Source organism: Flavobacterium aestuarii, from assembly GCF_040049115.1.
GTDB classification, from domain to species: Bacteria; Bacteroidota; Bacteroidia; order Flavobacteriales; family Flavobacteriaceae; genus Flavobacterium; species Flavobacterium aestuarii.
In genome coordinates, this window is sequence record NZ_JBDLZZ010000002.1 from 230,834 (window position 1) to 247,898 (window position 17,065).

Sequence of the window (17,065 nt, forward strand, 5' to 3'; positions counted from 1 at the left end):
AATGCGAAAGTAGCTCAGTTGGTAGAGCTCCAGCCTTCCAAGCTGGTTGTCGCGAGTTCGAGCCTCGTCTTTCGCTCAAGAATCAAATTTTTTTGATTAAGGGTAAATTTAATGATTAATGCGAAAGTAGCTCAGTTGGTAGAGCTCCAGCCTTCCAAGCTGGTTGTCGCGAGTTCGAGCCTCGTCTTTCGCTCCAAAACCTCAAATTTTTATTTGAGGTTTTTTTTTGTCAAAATTTAAGCAGATCATGTGCAAAAAAACCTGAAGAAAAGCAAAAACTTCAGCCCGATAAAAGGGGGTTCATTTGCAAAGCGTGCCTGCTTTTTTCGGACTGGAGTCTCACCTCAATATTTTACTTTATACCACTTAAATCACTGCCGCTTTCTAATTCTTCGGGTAAGTAGTTTTGTCTAAAAAGACGTGCCTGCAGGTTTCCTTTCAAAATGATTTTTTCTCCTTTTACATCTAGCCAGCTTCCTTCCCGCAGGCCCAGAACGGGTAACGAGTTAAACGCATGAAATTCTTTTATCCGCATTTCCCTTGTTTCCCCCATGTGTTTGGACTCATTGTCTGGATCCAAATAATGAGGGTTTAAATTAAATGGAATTATCCCTAATGTTTGAAAACTTGGCGGGTAGACAATAGGCATGTCATTTGTATTCTGGATAGTTAATCCGCAAATATTGCTTCCGGCACTTGTGCCTAAATAGGGAGTCCCTTTTTTAATAGTATCGGCAAGAATATTCATTACGTCATTTTTATACAATTGAGTAACGAGCAGGAACGTATTTCCGCCTCCTGTAAAAATGCCTTCGGCATTTTGTATAGCTTCTTTCTGATTTTCAAAAGTATGAATGCCTTTTAGCTTGATATTAATTTTATCAAAAGCAATAGCAGCTTTATCTGTGTATTCATCATGTGTAATGCCGCCTGGCCGTGCAAATGGAATGAAAAGCACTGTTTTGCAATTTTTGAAATGCAATTTCAGTTCGGGCAATAAATAATTTAAGTATTCTTCCTCATATAGTGTAGAAGTGCTGGCAATGATACAGTTTTTCATCTTGTTTTTAGATCTAAAATTCAGTGTAAAGGTATAAAATGATTGTTTTTTTAATGTGATAACATAACGCTTTAATTAACAAATTTTTACAAGTGTATTAGTAATTATTTTGGAGAGCTTTAAGATACTTTTACATTCCGAAGATGGATTTTGAAGATATCTAAAAACTAAACAATTGTGCTTGTGAAAAATAATTTTACGTTTTTATTTGTTTCTTTTTTTATTGTAGAGCTTATCGCAGCACAAACGAATGTTGAAAAATTGGTTACTGGACGGGTGACAGTGAATAATATAACTCCGTTAGAGGGTATAAATGTTACCAATGCTTCCAATAAAATTATGGCAGTTACAGATTCCTATGGTCATTTTTCTATTCTTGCCAAGGAGGGTGATATTCTGAATTTTTCGGCTATTAATTATGAACCTTTGCGCAAAATGATAAAAAAACAAGAGTTTAGTATTGGCAGTATTACGGCTGATCTGACTCCAAAAAGCATCGAACTAAATGAAGTGCTTATCAATAAAAATCCTGAAATAACCGCCGAAAATTTGGGCATAATCCCAAAAGATCAAGTCAAGCTTACAACAGCCGAAAGAAGATTGCAGACTGCTGGCGATTTTAAACCCATACATTTATTGGGGCTTTTGGGAGGATATTTGGCGGTAGATCCTATCTTGAATGCTATAAATGGGAGAACCAAAATGTTGAAAAAAGAACTCTCTGTAGAAAAAAAAGAATTCCTGATGGTAAAGTTAGAAAACCTATTTGACGAACGTTACTATATAGAAACCTTAAAAATACCTCAGGAGTTTATTAGAGGATTTCAATATTATTGTATCGAAAGTCCAGATTTTGTGAAGTCGCTGAATGATAAAAATAAGACTATGAGCATGTTTTTGATCGTTGCACTGGCTTCCGAATTCAATAAAAATCTGGCAGCAGAATATAAAAATTAACCAATCTGTTTTAGTTTAGTGAAATACAATTTAATAATATTATTTGCTTTCTTTGGTCAATACCAGTGGGTAACTGCTCAAGTTAATCCTGAGAAAACTATAATCGGGACTGTTATCTCCGATGAAAGAAAGCTGGCAGGAATCAGTGTGATAAACTGCATGAATAAAATGATGGCTGCTACTGATGAGCAGGGCTGTTTTTCAATCCAGGCCAAAGAAGGTGATATTCTGAATTTTTCCGGTATTGATTATAAATATCTGAAAAGGTACGTTTACAGGCATGAATATAAGTCTGGAACTATGGAGGTGTATATGATTTTCAATAGTGTCGAACTGGATGAGGTAGTTATTAATAAAAATGCCAATATTACTGCCGAAAATTTAGGTATAATTCCTAAGGGGCAAATTAAATTTACGCCACAGCAAAGAAAATTGTATTCTAGTTCGGGTGGTATTCTGGGGCTTTATTCTCTTATTTCTGGAGAGAAAGAAATGCTCAAAAAGAATGTCGAAGCTGAAAAGAAAGAACTGCTTCTGAAAAAATTAGAGTATATGTTTGGTGATAAATATTATGTAAAAACATTGAAAATTCCCGAGGAACTTATTAGAGGATTTCAATATTATTGTGTAGAAAACTCGGAATTTGTAAAATCATTGAACGAAAAAAATAAACCTATGAGCATGTTTTTAATGACCAATCTTGCTTCGGTTTACAATGAAAACAGGCTGAATAAATAAAATATCCTGATCCCAAAAATAAGTTCACAGTCATTTTTAAGTATTTTTATTCCTCAAATGACTTAGATTCAACACATAATAGTTCTTGAAAAATAATTGATTTGCTTAAACTTAATTTTTAAATAAAGTTGTAATTTTAATAAAGTTAAAAAAGATAATTTTTATTGTAAAAATTCTTCAAATCTGTTAATCTCATAAGTAATTATTTCATGAAAAATGTATTGAAAATAGCAGTCTTATTTTTGACATGTCAATTTTGTTTCGGTCAAATGCTGACGCGAAAAGCATTGCATGGAAAAGTAGTTAATGATTCTACAGCAATAGAAAGCGGTTTGGTTTTTAATATAAATTCACACACTGGCGGTTTAATTGATAATAAGGGATTGTTTAGTATTTTGGCTAAAACCAATGATACTTTAGTGATAACAAGTTTAGGATTTAAAACTGAAAAAGTTATAGTCCGAACCTCAGATTTTACTTCTTATTATAAAATAAAACTGCATACAGTTGCTAATGAATTGCTCTCAGTGGTGGTTTATGCTAAACATGTTCCTCATCCTGAATTAGGCAGCACTCAAAAAATTGTAGACACACAATACTATGATGATGCACAATCTTCACCTAATAATGTTTTAATGATGCCATCAGGAACAGGAGACCCAAATGCTATGGATGTTATCAGGGTTTATAATAAAGTTTTTAAGCATTTGTTTAAAAGCAATCCCGAAAAAACTGATTTTGTTTCGGAAACAAGCTTTACCAACGTAGCCATGCATAGTGTCAGTTATTCTTTTTTTACCGATAAATTAAAGATAAAAGATGACCAGATTGGGCTTTTTCTAATGTATTGCGAAAATGATCCTAAATCGAAAGCCTATCTTGATCCGAAGCAGCAATTTGAGATCATGAATTTTTTAATCAATAAATATGATACCTTCAAAAATATTGCTTCAGTAGAAAAATGAAAAAAAGCTTAGCCTGTTTATTTTTATGTGTTTTAGTAATCTTGCTGAGCAGTTTTACAGCGCATAAATTTTATATGGCGATTTATCAGCTGCATTATGCTCCCGAAAAGAAAATGCTTCAGGTTACAGCACGGATTTTTGTTGATGACCTCGATAAAGCTTTGGAGAAAAAATACAGCAGAAAGTTTTTTTTGAATACTGATAAAGAAACCCCGGAATCTGTAGATTTTTTAAAAAAATATCTGGCAGATAATTTTTCTGTAAAGGTGAATGGACAGACAAAGACCATGAATTTCCTGAGTAAAGAGATGGATGGCGATGTTTTGGTCTGTTATTTAAGCATTAAAGACATTTCTAAAATAAACTCGCTCGAAATTCATAATTCGGTATTAATTGATTGGATTTCAGAACAGCAGAATATTGTACATATAACTGCATTTGGAGATAAAAAAAGTTTCCTGTTTACCAATTCCTCAACAAGGCAAGTGTTAAAGTATTGAATGAATTATAACGTTTATGTTTAAAATTGTTATTTTCACCGCTTAAAAACAACTTCAGCCTTAGTTTATGAGAAAATTTTCATTATTATTTATTCTTCCAACAATTTTACTGGCACAAGAAAAAGTAGTTGCACCTGCCAGGCCAGCAGGAAAAAATGATACTAATAAATTTAGCCAAATGTATGATTTGCTGGCAACTCCCAACATGTTTCGTACTGCAGCAGGAGCGCCTGGCCCAGCATATTATCAGCAGCAGGCCGATTATAAAATTGATATTGAGCTTGATGATAAAAATGCCCGATTAAACGGATCTGAAACCATTACATATTATAATAATTCTCCAGATAATTTAGAATATTTGTGGGTGCAGCTGGATCAAAACCAAGGAGCAAAAAATTCTCAGTCTCCCTTGGCCGAAAGTGAAAAAATAGAATCTGTTCTGACTCCCGCAAAATTTACAAGCGAATATTTAAAACAGGACTTAGAGCGCGGTTTTAATATCGAATATGTAAAAGATGCCAAAGGAAATCCAATGTCCTATACGATTAATCAAACCATGATGAGAATCAATTTAGCAGTTCCAATGAAACCTGGTGAAAAGCTTACGTTTTCTACAAAATGGTGGTATAACATCAATAACTATCAAAAAGAGACAGCCAACGGCCGTTCTGGATATGAGTTGTTTGAAAAAGATGGTAATAGATTGTATGTAATTGCACAGTTTTATCCTCGAATGGCTGTGTATAATGATGTTGAAGGCTGGCAGAATATGCAGTTTTGGGGTGGTGGCGAGTTTGCGCTGCCTTTTGGTAATTTTGATGTTAACATTACAGTTCCAGCTGATCATGTAGTGGATGCAACAGGTGAGTTAATAAATAGGAGTGAAGTGTTTACTGCAGAGCAGGTAAAAAGATATGAATTGGCTCAAAAATCTTTTGATAAGCCAGTGGTTATAGTTACCCAGACTGAAGCCGAAGCAGCTGAAAAAGGATTTTCAGACAAGAAAAAAACATGGAAATTCAGTGCCAGGAACGTAAGGGATTTTGGAATTGCTTCTTCCAGAAAATTTATTTATGATGCAATGGCAGTGCAGCTGGCTAATAAAGTGGTAATGGCTGAATCGGTTTATCCAAAAGAGGCAAATCCGCTTTGGGGCGAAACATCTACAAAAACAGTGGCGCATACTCTAAAAAGTTATTCATCTCATACATTTGATTATCCTTATCCAAAAGCAGTCTCGGTTTCGGCAGAAGACCAAGGGATGGAATATCCTATGATCTGCTGGAATTATGGACGTCCAGACGAAAATGGAGTTACCAGTGAACAGATTAAAAACGGAATGATGGGTGTTATTATCCACGAAGTGGGACACAATTTTTTTCCTATGATCGTCAATTCTGATGAACGTCAATGGACCTGGATGGACGAAGGCTTGAACTCATTTATGGAATATATGGCAGAACAGGAGTTAGGAACTAATTTTCCTTCCCGTCGTGGCCCAGCCAAAAATATTGTTCCCTATATGAGCGGTGATCAAAAATTCCTGGAGCCTATCATGTCTAATTCTGAAAGCATTATTCAGTTTGGAAACAATGCTTACGGAAAACCGGCAACTGGATTGAACATATTAAGAGAAACCATTATGGGACGTGAGCTGTTTGATTATGCTTTCAAAGTGTATGCCAACAGATGGAAGTTCAAGCACCCAACTCCCGAAGATTTTTTCAGGACAATGGAAGATGCTTCTGCAGTCGATTTAGATTGGTTTTTCAGAGGCTGGTTTTATACAACTGACTTTGTAGATATTGGGATCAATAATGTAAAGCAGTATTTTGTTACTGAGACACCAACGGCTGCCCTCAAGGAAGCTAAAGTGAAAAAAGGACGATTTGGTGCCGAAAAAGGACCATTCGTATATTTAGTTGAAGGCGAAAACCCAGAATTAAATCCAGAGTCAAAGAAGAAACTACAATTGGAGGAAGTAAAATTACTGTCTGATTATGTTAGCCAAAATGTAGCTCCCGAAGAAAAAGCAAATCTAAAAAATCCAAAATATTTTTATGAAGTAGAATTCAATAAGCCTGGCGGAATGCCAATGCCTATAATTGTTCAGATTACTTATGAAGATGGCAGTGTAGATAATTACAAGTATCCAGCACAGATATGGAGAAAAAATAACGAAACAGCTAAGAAAGTATTTGCTGTTTCCAAAGCCATAAAACAAATTCAGATAGATCCAAAATTAGAAACTGCAGATATTGACGTGAGCAATAATTCATGGCCAAAAGCAGAGGTAAAATCTAAGTTTGATTGATATAGTTATCAAGGATTAAGTTACTCAGACGCTAAGTTTCCAAGAATCTCTAAGCCAAAAACAGCTTATAGTCTTTGAAATTTAGCGTCTCGTTTTTTTAAGACAATTTTAAAAGCCTAAGTTTTAAATTTTAATATCTTTGCTTTTTAAAATAAAAAATTATGTTTGGAATAGGAGGAGGCGAATTAGTTTTTATTATGTTTATTGTGCTGATGCTTTTTGGTTCTGACAAAGTGCCTGAAATGGCTAGAACGATGGGCAAAGCAATGGCACAGCTTAAAAACGCAACCAATGATATCAAAAGTGAAATCCAGAAAGGAGCCGAAGCCAATGGTTTTGACCAAAAAACCTTAAATGATTTAACGGGTGGTATTAATTCCGAAATTAACAAAGCCAAAAACAGCCTATTGGGGGATACTTCAAATACCTTCAAAGGAATTGAAGAGACATTTGCTGGCGAAGTTAATAAAACCAAAGAAAGTATAGCAAGCGGTACAGCAAACCCAGACGGGACATCTCTTTTAGAGGATATAACTGGACCAATAAAACGCCAAATGTAATGCTCGAAAAGATACTTGACTTAGATACTCAATTATTTATTTTTCTCAATGGATTAGGTTCCGAAACCTATGATGGTCTTTGGCTGATAATTACTAAGCAAGTCAATTGGATTCCCTTTTTTTTATTTTTATTTTATATTATTTACAAAGAAATTGGAATCAAGAAAACCGGTTATTTATTGCTGTTTATAGCAGTCCTGGTTCTGGCTACCGACCAAATCACAAATTTATTCAAATACACTTTTCAGCGTCCGAGACCATGCAATAATCCTGAGATAAACAGTTTTATAAGGATAGTACAATCCCGCAGTTCTTTCAGTTTTTTTTCAGGACATGCTGCTAATACAATGGCGGTAGCCACTTTTTTATATTTTATCTTCAGGAAACAAATTAAGTATTTTTGGCTTCTTTTTCTATGGCCGTTAATCTTTGCTTATAGCCGTATTTATTTAGGCTTGCATTATCCTTTGGATATTTTTTCTGGATACTTATGCGGATTGCTATTGGGATATATAGCATTCAAGGGTTATCAATTCACTCAGATAAAGTATTTTCCGTTATAATAATTTATGGGAGCTTTTTCCAGCTGTCCATTTCAATCTTATGTACATACATGGTTTTTTCTATTATAAAAAAGGAGCTTCCGCTGGTCGCTCTTTTTTATAAAGAAAAAAATCCATTTCTGTCCATAAGGATTTTCATTTCCATCTGGGCTAGAATATCCAACATCAAAAATAATTGATGTCCCGGAAGCTGAACCTACAAAACTCTGCTTACAGTCAATCCATCTCGGATAGGCAATAAAACAGTTTCTACTCTTGGATCATTTTTAAGGAGTAAATTGTATTCCACCAGGACTTTGGTGCTGATATCATTGGGATGAATAGGTTCTAATACTTTGCCGCTCCATAACACATTGTCCGATAAAAGTATGCCGCCTTTATTCATTTTTGGAAGAATCATTTCAAAATAATTAAGATAATTTTCCTTGTCGGCATCAATAAAAACCAAGTCAAATTTCAAATCAAGAGAAGGAATAATTTCTATTGCTTCTCCCAAATGCTGTGTAATCTGGTTTCCCCAAGGAGACTTGTCAAAATATTTTCGCTGAAAATCAACCAATTCTTCTTTAATGTCAATAGTGTGCAGCTGACCGTTTTCTTGCATTCCTTCGCACAAACACAAAGCCGAATAGCCAGTGTAAGTCCCAATTTCCAAAATGTTTACGGGTCGAATTAATTTAGAAAGCATACTAAGGACTCTTCCTTGAAAATGGCCACTGAGCATTCTGGGCAATAATATTTTCTGGTAGGTTTCCTTATTTAGAGCAGCTAATAATGCTGGTTCTTTTTCGGAATGTTGTTCGATATAATCTTCTAGATCTTGAGAAATAAAATGCATTTTCTGGTGTATTGAAATTTACCACAAAGTTATTCATTTTAACTTTCATAAAAAGGTGTTTTGCCTCCATTTTATGAGGACGGAATTGTTTGTTAAGCAGTGAATAAATGAATAAAGAAGGTGTAAAACGAGATACGATTATAATTTATATAGTAAAAAGTGAATTACAAATTCATTTTTTACTTTTATAACGCCTCCCATCTTAGTTGGCGGTTCAAGCGCCAGATCCGAAAATTTTACATTGACAGTTCCTTCTAGAAAATCTTTGGAATTGCGTAATGCCAAATTAGAATAGGAAAGGGTTTTGTCTGTAATTTTAAGATTCAGGCTGCATTTAAAATCAGCTCCCGAAGGTTTTATATTGGTTATAGTAACAGTACTTTTAGGAAATTTAGTTACTTTAATTGTGGTTTTCAGATCTTTATTCATTATCCTGTTGCCACAGTCAAAGTTATCTGTAGCAATTTCCGATTTCAGGCTGTTTTTGGTGGAAGAGTTTAAATAAATTGTATCCCGAAAAGTGTGCGGACAGTTGCATTTGTATTTGCCTACAGTAGAGTTTCCTAAAATTTCAATTTTTATCTGGTTGATTATTATGGTATTTGTGTCAGCAGATGCAGAAATAGGCTTAGCGCTTCCTGTTAAAAGGAAGAGCGCTAAACCCATTGTTATAATAAATAGTTTATTCATATTAGAAAGTAATGGCCGCTTCAAACATAACTCCATTAAAGTTACCGCCATATAAGTCATTTAAGCTGTTGCCGCTGTATTGAGTGTAGTCAGAATAATTTTGATTTGTGTAGGCTAATTTAGCAATTATATTTTTAGTCATAAACCAGCCTGTAGAAGCTTCAAATCTATTGACTTCAACTTTTTCAGAAGCATTCGATAATTTTCCAGAAACAATATTATATCTTCCTCCAATATAGAATTGTTCTGTTTTTCCAAAACGATAGACTAAATCTCCAGCATATTGGTTTACTTTGCGCGTCTCGTCTGTTCCTTTGTGGTCACCACCACTTGTGAATTCTAATGTTCCAAATAATTCCAATCCTTGATACTTAACAAAAGGGTTAATCATGAAAGCTGTATACCAGTTTCCGTAATTTGGGCTAAATCGGCCTGTAGATGCATTTTCTTTTGGATCAAAATTGTTTGATATTGCTTCGCCATTATAGGAATAAGCCTGGTGGGACATTACACCAAAATAACGGCTCCCTGCTCTATCTGAACTCCAAGGATTTGAACTCATATTGGCGTTATGATTATATGACCCCGTAATTCTTACTCTTAGATCTTTGTTTAATTGCTTATCAAAACCAATTTTAGCAAGAATCGTTGGGCTAATGGTATTATTCTGGTCTGGATTTGCTGCATTTGCAGGATTAGGAACAATTTCTGCAACCCCTTGGTTTAATTTGCCATTTGTTATCCCAAGCATGCTTACCAGTCCGCTTCGGTTGTAATATACTTCCATCCCCATATCGGTCTGAAAAGAATCCATGATATTGCCTTCAATAAAGGGATTTAAAAGTGCATTTCCATTGTCAGTTCTTCTAAAATGAGCATCACCGTAGTTATTCTCCATCTGGCCGATTTTGATAGTAGCATATTGCATGATATCTTCCATAAATCCTTTTTGAATGAAATCCAGCTTATCTATTTGTAAATATCCGCCTTTTACCCACGTTTCGTTATGGTGTCTAGAGGCAAGGTAAACATCCAGATTTACACGTACTCCATCTGCCAGCTGAGCCCCAAAAGTCATGTTGGCTGCTGGTAAATTAAAGTTGTTTTCTAGAGCATTCAATCGATAGCCATTAGTTGTACCATTTCCTGCAATTGATGCTCCGTTCGATGCAGTATAAGTCCCTTCTTTCTGGTCATTAAATGATTTCAATGCTTGAAATTGCATGGCAAATGCTCCTCCTAAATCAATACTCATTCCGTCATACTCAACATCATCTTTTTTAACATCAAATACATTTAATCCATCTTTGCTTCGTGGTATTTGATTTTGAATTTTCCTGAATGATACCTGTGCGTCAACTGTAGTGATTGACAATATTCCAGCTGCAAATAAAATTATTCTTTTCATGTTTAAGTTTATTTAAAGTTAATATTGAATTTTACAGTCAGGTCTTCGCCTGTTTTTATTGTTCCAAGCATTGCTGTTGGAGATTTCATTCCAAACTGTTTGAAAGTTATCTTGTTGGATCCCTGCAGTGAAACAACTCCGTTTGTTACTGTTGATTTTACTTGTGTCTTTACCTCTTTAGCTACTCCAGCAATAGTATAGGTTCCTGTAAGATTCCAAGTGTTCTCGTTTACTTTTTCGGCAGATTTTAAAACATATTTTATGTCCTTGTTTTCTTTTGTTTTTAAGGCTTCATAAGCAACTTTGTCCATGCTTTTTTTCTCGCTTTTTATTGTCTCGGCTGGAAGTGTTATCGTTAAACTTGTGATTTTGTCTAATTTTGAGCCAGTTACCGTTAAATTTGCCGTTCCAGTTGCCGATGACGATTTCATTGTCCAGTCGTGCATAGTTGAGGTTCCAGATACAGAAAAATTTGGTTTCGTGTCCAGGGTATAGTTTTTCTGGGCATTTGCCATTATAATTGAAAAAAAGGCTAATGCTGTAAATGTTCTTGTCATAAAAGTTTTCATAGTAGTTTCATATTTAAGTTTAGTAATTGATTCAAACAATGAATAGCTAATGAGCGTTTAAATGAATATTAATCTTGTTAATTACAAAAAAAGGTCATTATTAATTTTAATTTAAAAGTATTGATCTGGTTTTGACTGTTTATTGTTTTAGTATTATTAAAATGTAATTATATCCTGCTGTAAATTATTCAGCGTATATTGTTGTATAACAGTAATCAAGATTCAGATTAGCTCTTTTTTTCTTTGATTTGAAGCACTTTAATAAATTGGTTTTGTAGGTTTTTATTAGTTTGAGTTAAAACAAATTTAATAAAAGTAATGATAAATATCATAGGTAAAGTTAAATTAATTTTATAGTAGTCCGGGTTTAATAGTTGAAAAGGACTATTAACTGAGTCAAAATCATTTGTTAAAAAAGATAGATTTATAAATCTCTTAAAATAAATCGACACAGATTGTTTAAGCAAGAGCATAAGTTATCATCAAAAAAACAAATCCTAAAGGGAAATATTACGTTTTCCTTTAGGATTTGTTTTTAAGGTATAAAATTGAGGAGGGAAGTTATAATTTATGCAGACTGAAATGAATTACGAATTCATCTTTAACTTTGATGATACCGCCCATTTTGGTTGGGGGTTCGAGGCCAATATCAGAAAAATTGACAGCCACGTTTCCATCAAGGAATTCTTTGTTGTTTTTTAAAACTAAATTCTGATAAGAAAGGATTTTATCAGTTATTCGAAAATTTAAACTGCATTTGTAATTGCTGCCAAATGGTTTTATATTGGTAATAGTAACAGTACTTTTGGGGAATGTAGCGGCCTTTACTGTTGTTTTAAGGTCTTTGTTCATTATTCTGTTGCCACACTCAAAATTATTCATTGAGATTTCGGATTTTAAACTGTTCCTGCTGTTTGAATTCAAGTAAATAGTGTCTTTAAATGTGAACGAATTTGAACAGTTAAATTTACCTACAGTAGAATTGCCAAGAATTTCTATTTCCAGCTTATCAATTATTATGGTATTGGAGTCAGTAAAAAGGCAAATGGGTCTAGCACTTCCCAGTATGAAGAAAAATGCTAAACCCATTATTGTATTAACTAATTGTTTCATTTTTTTTAAGAATGAAATGCCGTATTAGAATGAAATTGCTGCTTCAAATACTAAACCGTTGAATTTACCTCCGTAAAAATTGTTAGCATTTCCAGTAGGTACATTGCCGACAAATTGTGTATAATCTTTATAGTTTTGACTAACATAATCTAATTTTGCTACAATGTTTTTAGTCATGAACCAGCCAATGCTTGACTCAAATCTGTCTACAGTAACTTTTTTTGCATCAGCATTAGACAATTTTCCAGATACGGTATTGTATTTTCCGCCTATATAAAACTGTTCTTTTTTTCCAAATCTGTATACAAGATCTGCAGCATATTGGGTAGCTGTACGTTTGTCATCAACACCAGCTTTGTCTCCTCCTGAAGCGAATTCAGCAGTTCCAAAGAACTCAAGGCCTTGGTATTTTACAAATGGGTTAATCATGTAGGAAGTAGCCCAGTTTTTGAAGCCAGGATTGAATGTTGCTTCTGGTGTAGAAGTTGAATTATAACTAGCTGCAACATCTGCACCGTTGTTTTTGTAAGCATTATTGTTTAATACACCCCAAAAACCAAATCCTGATCTAGAAGAAGAATATAAGTTTGAGTTACCCAAGTTAGCATTATGGTATAAAGAACCTGTAAGTCTTACTCTTAAGTCTTTGTTAAGCTGCTTGTCATAACCTAATTTAGCCAAAATGGTTGGGCTAACTACAGTATTGGCACCTGGATTAGCTGGATACATTACTTCTTGAGTTCCTTGATTTAAATTTCCGTTTGTTGCTCCTAACATACTTACCAGTCCATCTCTGTTATAGTATACTTCAATACCCATTTCGGTAGTGAATGCGTTCATGATGTTATTTCCAACAAATGCATTTCTAAGCGTGCTTCCGTTATCAGAGCTTTTAAAGTGTGCATCACCAAAGTTGTTCTCCATCTGTCCGATTTTAATCGTAGCATATTTCATGATATCAGCAAGGAAATCTTTTTTGATGAAGTCAAGCTTGTCAATTTGCAGATAACCTCCTCTTGCATAAGTGTCATTGTGATGTCTTGAAGCTAAATAGATGTCCAGATTTACTCTAACACCATCAAATAATTGGGCTCCAATAGTCATATCAGCTGCTGGAAGGACAAAATTATTTTCAGTATTCATCAATCGGTAACCAGTAATTTTTGAAGGATTAACAAAGGTGTCTGGCTGGTCATTGAACGAATTTATTGCTTGGAAATCCATATTGAAAGCACCTCCCAGATCAACGCTTAGTCCTTTGAACTCTTTGTCGTCTTTTTGTACATCAAAAACGTTTATTCCATCTTTGCTTCTTGAAATCTGATTTTGCATATCGCCAAATGTAACTTGGGCATTTACAGCGGTCATAGATAATAAACCTGCTGCTAAGAGATAAATTTTTCTCATGGTCATGGTATTTAGTTAAAATTTAAGTTGAATTTTATTGTTAAGTCTTCTCCAGTTTTTATGGCTCCAAACATGGCAGTTGGAGATTTCATGCCAAATTCGGTAAATGTTATTTTATTAGATCCTTGCAGAGTTACTGCTCCAGTTGCGGTTACTGATGTCTTTACTTGTGTTTTCAGTACTTTAGAAACTCCAGCAATAGTGTAGGTTCCTGTCAGATTCCAAGTTGTCTCATTCACTTTTTCTGCAGATTTCAAGACATATTTGATGTTTTTGAATTTGTCAGTTTTTAAAGCTTCGTATGCAACTTTATCCATACTCTTTTTTTCGCTTTTAATGGTTTCGGCTGGAAGAGTAATATCGATACTGTTAATGTCTGCTAGTTTTGAATCTGTCACGGTAAAATTTGCAGTTCCAGTTCTGGATGATGATTTCATTTCCCAATCATGCATGGTTGATGTTCCAAGTACAGAAAAATTTGTTTTAACGTCTAAAGTGTAATTTTTTTGGGCATTTGCTGATATGACCATTGCAAATAATGCTGTTGATGCAATAATCGTTTTAAGTGTTAATTTCATGATCTTCTTTTTTAAAATAATTGTAATAAATATTTCTGCCTATAAAAGAGATTCGTATTAAAATCTCTTTTTGTCCTTTGTTGGTACAAATGTATAATGGAAATGAAATTGGGAATATGACAAAAATCATGTTAATCAAACTATAAAAATTGTATTTTTCTTAACGAAAGGGCTGAAGAATTAATTATATCGTTTTCTCTGGTTTTTTATTTTTTTTATTTCACGCATTAATTGTCTAATGTGCTGTATATGTGGGAGTTTAAGGTATTTAAGTATTTTTGTAATAAAAGACAACTTTCTCTTTTATATGGCTTTATATTTTTTAAAAATTTTAAAAATTTTTTATTTTTTATTTCAAAATGTATTTCATTTCTGTCAAATATTTCTAAGTCAAAAAGCGATTGTGTTTTTTTAACATTTTTAATGGATTGAGTTGTTTTTTTGAGATTTTCTTAAAAAAGATTGATCAGCTAGTACAGAGGAAAGAAATGTTTCAAATGAGCAGTATTTTAAATTTTTGTTATCAAAACTGCAATTCCACAAATTGTCATTAAATTTGCACCATGCAAATTGAGAAAAAAGACATAAGGGCATTATCCAAAAACCAGCTGAGAGATTTTTTTATAGCTAATGGCGATAAAGCATTTCGAGGCAATCAAGTGTATGAATGGCTGTGGAGCAAAGGAGCACATAGTTTTGAAGACATGAGCAATGTTTCTAAGCAGACGCGTTCTATGCTGGAAAATAACTTCGTAATTAATCATATTAAAGTAGATACGATGCAGCGCAGTGAGGACGGAACCGTAAAAAATGCCGTTCGCCTGCATGACGGATTAGTAGTTGAAAGTGTGCTGATTCCAACCCAGACCAGAACTACCGCTTGTGTATCGAGTCAGGTGGGCTGTAGTCTGGACTGTAATTTTTGTGCTACTGCACGATTAAAACGCATGCGCAATTTAGAACCAGCCGAAATTTATGACCAGGTTATTGCGATAGATAAAGAAAGCAGGCTGTACTACAGCCATCCTTTATCCAATATCGTTTTTATGGGCATGGGCGAACCGCTTATGAATTACAACAATGTCTTGAAAGCGATTGAAATGATTACTTCGCCCGAAGGATTAGGAATGTCGCCAAAGAGGATTATGGTATCTACATCTGGTATTCCTAAGATGATAAAAAAAATGGCTGATGATGAGGTAAAATTCAAACTGGCCGTTTCCCTGCATTCAGCAATTGATGAGATCCGTTCCAGAATTATGCCTTTCAGCCAAAATTTTCCCCTGGCTGATCTGCGCGAAGCATTAGAATATTGGTACCGGAAAACAAAAAGCAAAATATCTTATGAATATGTAGTCTGGAAAGGAATCAATGACAATAAAGCTTCAATCGATGCCTTGGTGAAGTTCTGCAAATATGTCCCCTGCAAAGTAAACCTGATTGAATACAATCCAATTGATGACGGTGAATTCCAGCAGGCTTCCGAAGAATCAATAAATGCCTATATAAAAGCATTAGAAACTATAGGTGTTGTTGTCAAAGTACGAAGAAGCCGAGGAAAAGACATTGATGCCGCCTGCGGTCAGCTTGCCAATAAAGAAGCTTAACATATAAATTATTTTTTTAAAAGGATTAAAAAAGAATAGTGGCTCTTTTAATCCTTTTTTTGATTTTAATTTTTCAATGTTTTTTTATTAAAAATAGTATATTTGACCTCTAAATGAATATTACTACACAAATAAAGCAGCCTATAGTTAATGAAATGGAACTTTTTGAGAAAAAGTTCTACGAATCAATGACTTCCAAAGTGGCGCTTCTCAATCGCATCACTTACTACATTGTTAATAGAAAAGGGAAGCAGATGAGGCCTATGTTTGTTTTCCTGATGGCAAAAATGGTTTCCAGAGGTTCGGTAAACGAAAGAACTTACAGAGGCGCATGTGTTATAGAACTTATTCATACGGCAACCTTGGTTCATGATGATGTGGTCGACGACAGTAACCGTCGCCGAGGTTTTTTCTCAATCAATGCACTGTGGAAAAATAAAATTGCTGTATTGGTTGGTGATTATCTGTTATCCAAAGGATTACTGCTTTCGATAGATCATGGTGATTTTGATTTGTTAAAAATAATTTCTGTAGCTGTCCGCGAAATGAGCGAAGGAGAATTGCTTCAAATTGAAAAAGCCAGAAGACTTGATATTACCGAAGCCGTTTATTATGAAATAATCCGAAAAAAGACAGCCACTCTTATTGCTGCCTGCTGTGCTCTTGGGGCAAGATCCGTTGTTGAAGACGAAGTTCAGGTAGAGAATATGAGGAAATTTGGAGAACTAATCGGAATGGCTTTTCAAATCAAAGATGATTTATTTGATTATTCTGAGGACGCTATAGGAAAACCAACAGGAATTGACATCAAGGAGCAAAAAATGACACTGCCTCTTATACATGTCCTTAATAATTGTACTCCAAAAGAAAAAAGCTGGCTTATTAATTCTATCAAAAACCATAACAAGGATAAAAAAAGAGTTAAAGAAGTGATTGCTTTTGTGAAAGATAATAATGGTTTGGCTTACGCCGAAAATAAAATGATAGAGTTTCAGCAGGAAGCACTACAGCTGCTCAACGATTACCCCGAATCTGACTATAAAGCAGCACTTATTTTGATGGTAAACTACGTTATCGAAAGAAAAAAATAGTTTTCAATACCAATTCAATTTCAAAAATCAATGGCAATTTCAAAAGTAATTGCTGTTGAGTTTTATATTGTTATTGCCATTGTTTTTTGAAAATGTAATTTTTTTTT

17 protein-coding genes and 2 tRNA genes are annotated in these 17,065 nt (G+C 34.2%); 11 read left to right on the top strand and 8 right to left on the bottom strand.

Annotated elements, in window-relative coordinates:
- Window positions 1–3 precede the first annotated feature (3 nt).
- Together ABEG11_RS02950 and ABEG11_RS02955 are read left to right on the top strand one after the other, a co-directional pair.
- Window positions 4–76: transfer RNA gene (locus ABEG11_RS02950), tRNA-Gly, on the top strand.
- Window positions 77–120: 44 nt separating this feature from the next.
- A tRNA-Gly gene (locus ABEG11_RS02955) sits at window positions 121–196 on the top strand.
- Window positions 197–352: 156 nt separating this feature from the next.
- Here the strand turns inward: ABEG11_RS02955 and pepE are convergent.
- Window positions 353–1,060 (bottom strand): dipeptidase PepE, encoded by a 708-nt coding sequence (gene pepE, locus ABEG11_RS02960; RefSeq protein WP_348822707.1) that lies wholly within the window; start codon window positions 1,058–1,060, stop codon window positions 353–355.
- A 183-nt stretch (window positions 1,061–1,243) separates the two neighbouring features.
- Between pepE and ABEG11_RS02965 the strand changes: the two genes are divergently transcribed.
- The 7 genes from ABEG11_RS02965 (at window position 1,244) to ABEG11_RS02995 (ending at window position 7,657) form a co-directional block, all read left to right on the top strand.
- Complete coding sequence (locus ABEG11_RS02965; protein WP_348822708.1) at window positions 1,244–2,017, top strand: carboxypeptidase-like regulatory domain-containing protein; 774 nt, start codon at window positions 1,244–1,246, stop codon at window positions 2,015–2,017.
- Window positions 2,018–2,035: 18 nt separating this feature from the next.
- Complete coding sequence (locus tag ABEG11_RS02970; RefSeq protein ID WP_348822709.1) at window positions 2,036–2,755, top strand: hypothetical protein; 720 nt, start codon at window positions 2,036–2,038, stop codon at window positions 2,753–2,755.
- 269 nt (window positions 2,756–3,024) lie between these two features.
- Window positions 3,025–3,720, top strand: coding sequence for a BamP family beta-barrel-assembly machinery protein (bamP, locus tag ABEG11_RS02975; RefSeq protein WP_348822710.1), 696 nt, complete (start codon window positions 3,025–3,027; stop codon window positions 3,718–3,720).
- A complete protein-coding gene (locus tag ABEG11_RS02980; protein ID WP_348822711.1) occupies window positions 3,717–4,220 on the top strand; it encodes a DUF6702 family protein in 504 nt (167 codons plus the stop codon). The genes bamP and ABEG11_RS02980 overlap by 4 nt, the downstream gene beginning before the upstream one ends.
- Window positions 4,221–4,287: 67 nt before the next feature.
- The gene (locus ABEG11_RS02985; RefSeq protein ID WP_348822712.1) at window positions 4,288–6,534 is read left to right on the top strand and encodes a M1 family metallopeptidase; all 2,247 of its coding nucleotides are present in this window, start codon (window positions 4,288–4,290) and stop codon (window positions 6,532–6,534) included.
- Between the two features lie 161 nt (window positions 6,535–6,695).
- Window positions 6,696–7,094 (top strand): Sec-independent protein translocase subunit TatA/TatB, encoded by a 399-nt coding sequence (locus ABEG11_RS02990; protein ID WP_348822713.1) that lies wholly within the window; start codon window positions 6,696–6,698, stop codon window positions 7,092–7,094.
- Window positions 7,094–7,657: a phosphatase PAP2 family protein gene (locus ABEG11_RS02995; protein ID WP_348822714.1), complete on the top strand. Its 564-nt coding sequence runs from the start codon at window positions 7,094–7,096 to the stop codon at window positions 7,655–7,657. Before ABEG11_RS02990 ends, ABEG11_RS02995 begins: the two co-directional genes overlap by 1 nt.
- Window positions 7,658–7,853: 196 nt before the next feature.
- On the opposite strand, the gene ABEG11_RS03000 is transcribed toward ABEG11_RS02995, so the two are convergent.
- The 7 genes from ABEG11_RS03000 to ABEG11_RS03030 all read right to left on the bottom strand — a co-directional run bounded on the left by ABEG11_RS03000 (window position 7,854) and on the right by ABEG11_RS03030 (window position 14,260).
- Window positions 7,854–8,495 carry an O-methyltransferase gene (locus tag ABEG11_RS03000; protein ID WP_348822715.1) on the bottom strand — a complete coding sequence of 214 codons (642 nt, stop codon included), beginning with the start codon at window positions 8,493–8,495 and terminating at the stop codon, window positions 7,854–7,856.
- Window positions 8,496–8,633: 138 nt separating this feature from the next.
- Window positions 8,634–9,185, bottom strand: a complete 552-nt coding sequence (locus ABEG11_RS03005; protein WP_348822716.1) for a YceI family protein — start codon at window positions 9,183–9,185, stop codon at window positions 8,634–8,636.
- A 1-nt stretch (window position 9,186) separates the two neighbouring features.
- Window positions 9,187–10,593 carry a hypothetical protein gene (locus ABEG11_RS03010; RefSeq protein ID WP_348822717.1) on the bottom strand — a complete coding sequence of 469 codons (1,407 nt, stop codon included), beginning with the start codon at window positions 10,591–10,593 and terminating at the stop codon, window positions 9,187–9,189.
- An 8-nt stretch (window positions 10,594–10,601) separates the two neighbouring features.
- Window positions 10,602–11,162: a YceI family protein gene (locus ABEG11_RS03015; RefSeq protein ID WP_348822718.1), complete on the bottom strand. Its 561-nt coding sequence runs from the start codon at window positions 11,160–11,162 to the stop codon at window positions 10,602–10,604.
- 561 nt (window positions 11,163–11,723) lie between these two features.
- Window positions 11,724–12,275 (bottom strand): YceI family protein, encoded by a 552-nt coding sequence (locus tag ABEG11_RS03020; RefSeq protein ID WP_348822719.1) that lies wholly within the window; start codon window positions 12,273–12,275, stop codon window positions 11,724–11,726.
- Window positions 12,276–12,299: 24 nt separating this feature from the next.
- A complete protein-coding gene (locus tag ABEG11_RS03025; protein WP_348822720.1) occupies window positions 12,300–13,682 on the bottom strand; it encodes a hypothetical protein in 1,383 nt (460 codons plus the stop codon).
- Between the two features lie 11 nt (window positions 13,683–13,693).
- Entirely contained in the window at window positions 13,694–14,260 is a 567-nt protein-coding gene (locus ABEG11_RS03030; protein WP_348822721.1) for a YceI family protein, read from the bottom strand.
- 563 nt (window positions 14,261–14,823) lie between these two features.
- On the opposite strand from ABEG11_RS03030, the gene rlmN reads away from it, so the two are divergent.
- Window positions 14,824–15,867 (top strand): dual-specificity RNA methyltransferase RlmN, encoded by a 1,044-nt coding sequence (gene rlmN, locus ABEG11_RS03035; RefSeq protein WP_348822722.1) that lies wholly within the window; start codon window positions 14,824–14,826, stop codon window positions 15,865–15,867.
- Window positions 15,868–15,980: 113 nt separating this feature from the next.
- Window positions 15,981–16,958, top strand: a complete 978-nt coding sequence (locus ABEG11_RS03040; protein WP_348822723.1) for a polyprenyl synthetase family protein — start codon at window positions 15,981–15,983, stop codon at window positions 16,956–16,958.
- Window positions 16,959–17,065 lie beyond the last annotated feature (107 nt).

Coding starts and splice junctions, on each gene's coding strand:
- ABEG11_RS03030 (WP_348822721.1), bottom strand. CDS start 14,260: ATGAAATTAACACTTAAAACGATTATTGCATCAACAGCATTATTTGCA.
- ABEG11_RS03005 (WP_348822716.1), bottom strand. CDS start 9,185: ATGAATAAACTATTTATTATAACAATGGGTTTAGCGCTCTTCCTTTTA.
- pepE (WP_348822707.1), bottom strand. CDS start 1,060: ATGAAAAACTGTATCATTGCCAGCACTTCTACACTATATGAGGAAGAA.
- ABEG11_RS03020 (WP_348822719.1), bottom strand. CDS start 12,275: ATGAAACAATTAGTTAATACAATAATGGGTTTAGCATTTTTCTTCATA.
- ABEG11_RS02985 (WP_348822712.1), top strand. CDS start 4,288: ATGAGAAAATTTTCATTATTATTTATTCTTCCAACAATTTTACTGGCA.
- ABEG11_RS02995 (WP_348822714.1), top strand. CDS start 7,094: ATGCTCGAAAAGATACTTGACTTAGATACTCAATTATTTATTTTTCTC.
- bamP (WP_348822710.1), top strand. CDS start 3,025: ATGCTGACGCGAAAAGCATTGCATGGAAAAGTAGTTAATGATTCTACA.
- ABEG11_RS02980 (WP_348822711.1), top strand. CDS start 3,717: ATGAAAAAAAGCTTAGCCTGTTTATTTTTATGTGTTTTAGTAATCTTG.
- ABEG11_RS03015 (WP_348822718.1), bottom strand. CDS start 11,162: ATGAAAACTTTTATGACAAGAACATTTACAGCATTAGCCTTTTTTTCA.
- ABEG11_RS03025 (WP_348822720.1), bottom strand. CDS start 13,682: ATGAGAAAAATTTATCTCTTAGCAGCAGGTTTATTATCTATGACCGCT.
- ABEG11_RS03040 (WP_348822723.1), top strand. CDS start 15,981: ATGAATATTACTACACAAATAAAGCAGCCTATAGTTAATGAAATGGAA.
- ABEG11_RS03000 (WP_348822715.1), bottom strand. CDS start 8,495: ATGCATTTTATTTCTCAAGATCTAGAAGATTATATCGAACAACATTCC.
- ABEG11_RS02990 (WP_348822713.1), top strand. CDS start 6,696: ATGTTTGGAATAGGAGGAGGCGAATTAGTTTTTATTATGTTTATTGTG.
- ABEG11_RS03010 (WP_348822717.1), bottom strand. CDS start 10,593: ATGAAAAGAATAATTTTATTTGCAGCTGGAATATTGTCAATCACTACA.
- rlmN (WP_348822722.1), top strand. CDS start 14,824: ATGCAAATTGAGAAAAAAGACATAAGGGCATTATCCAAAAACCAGCTG.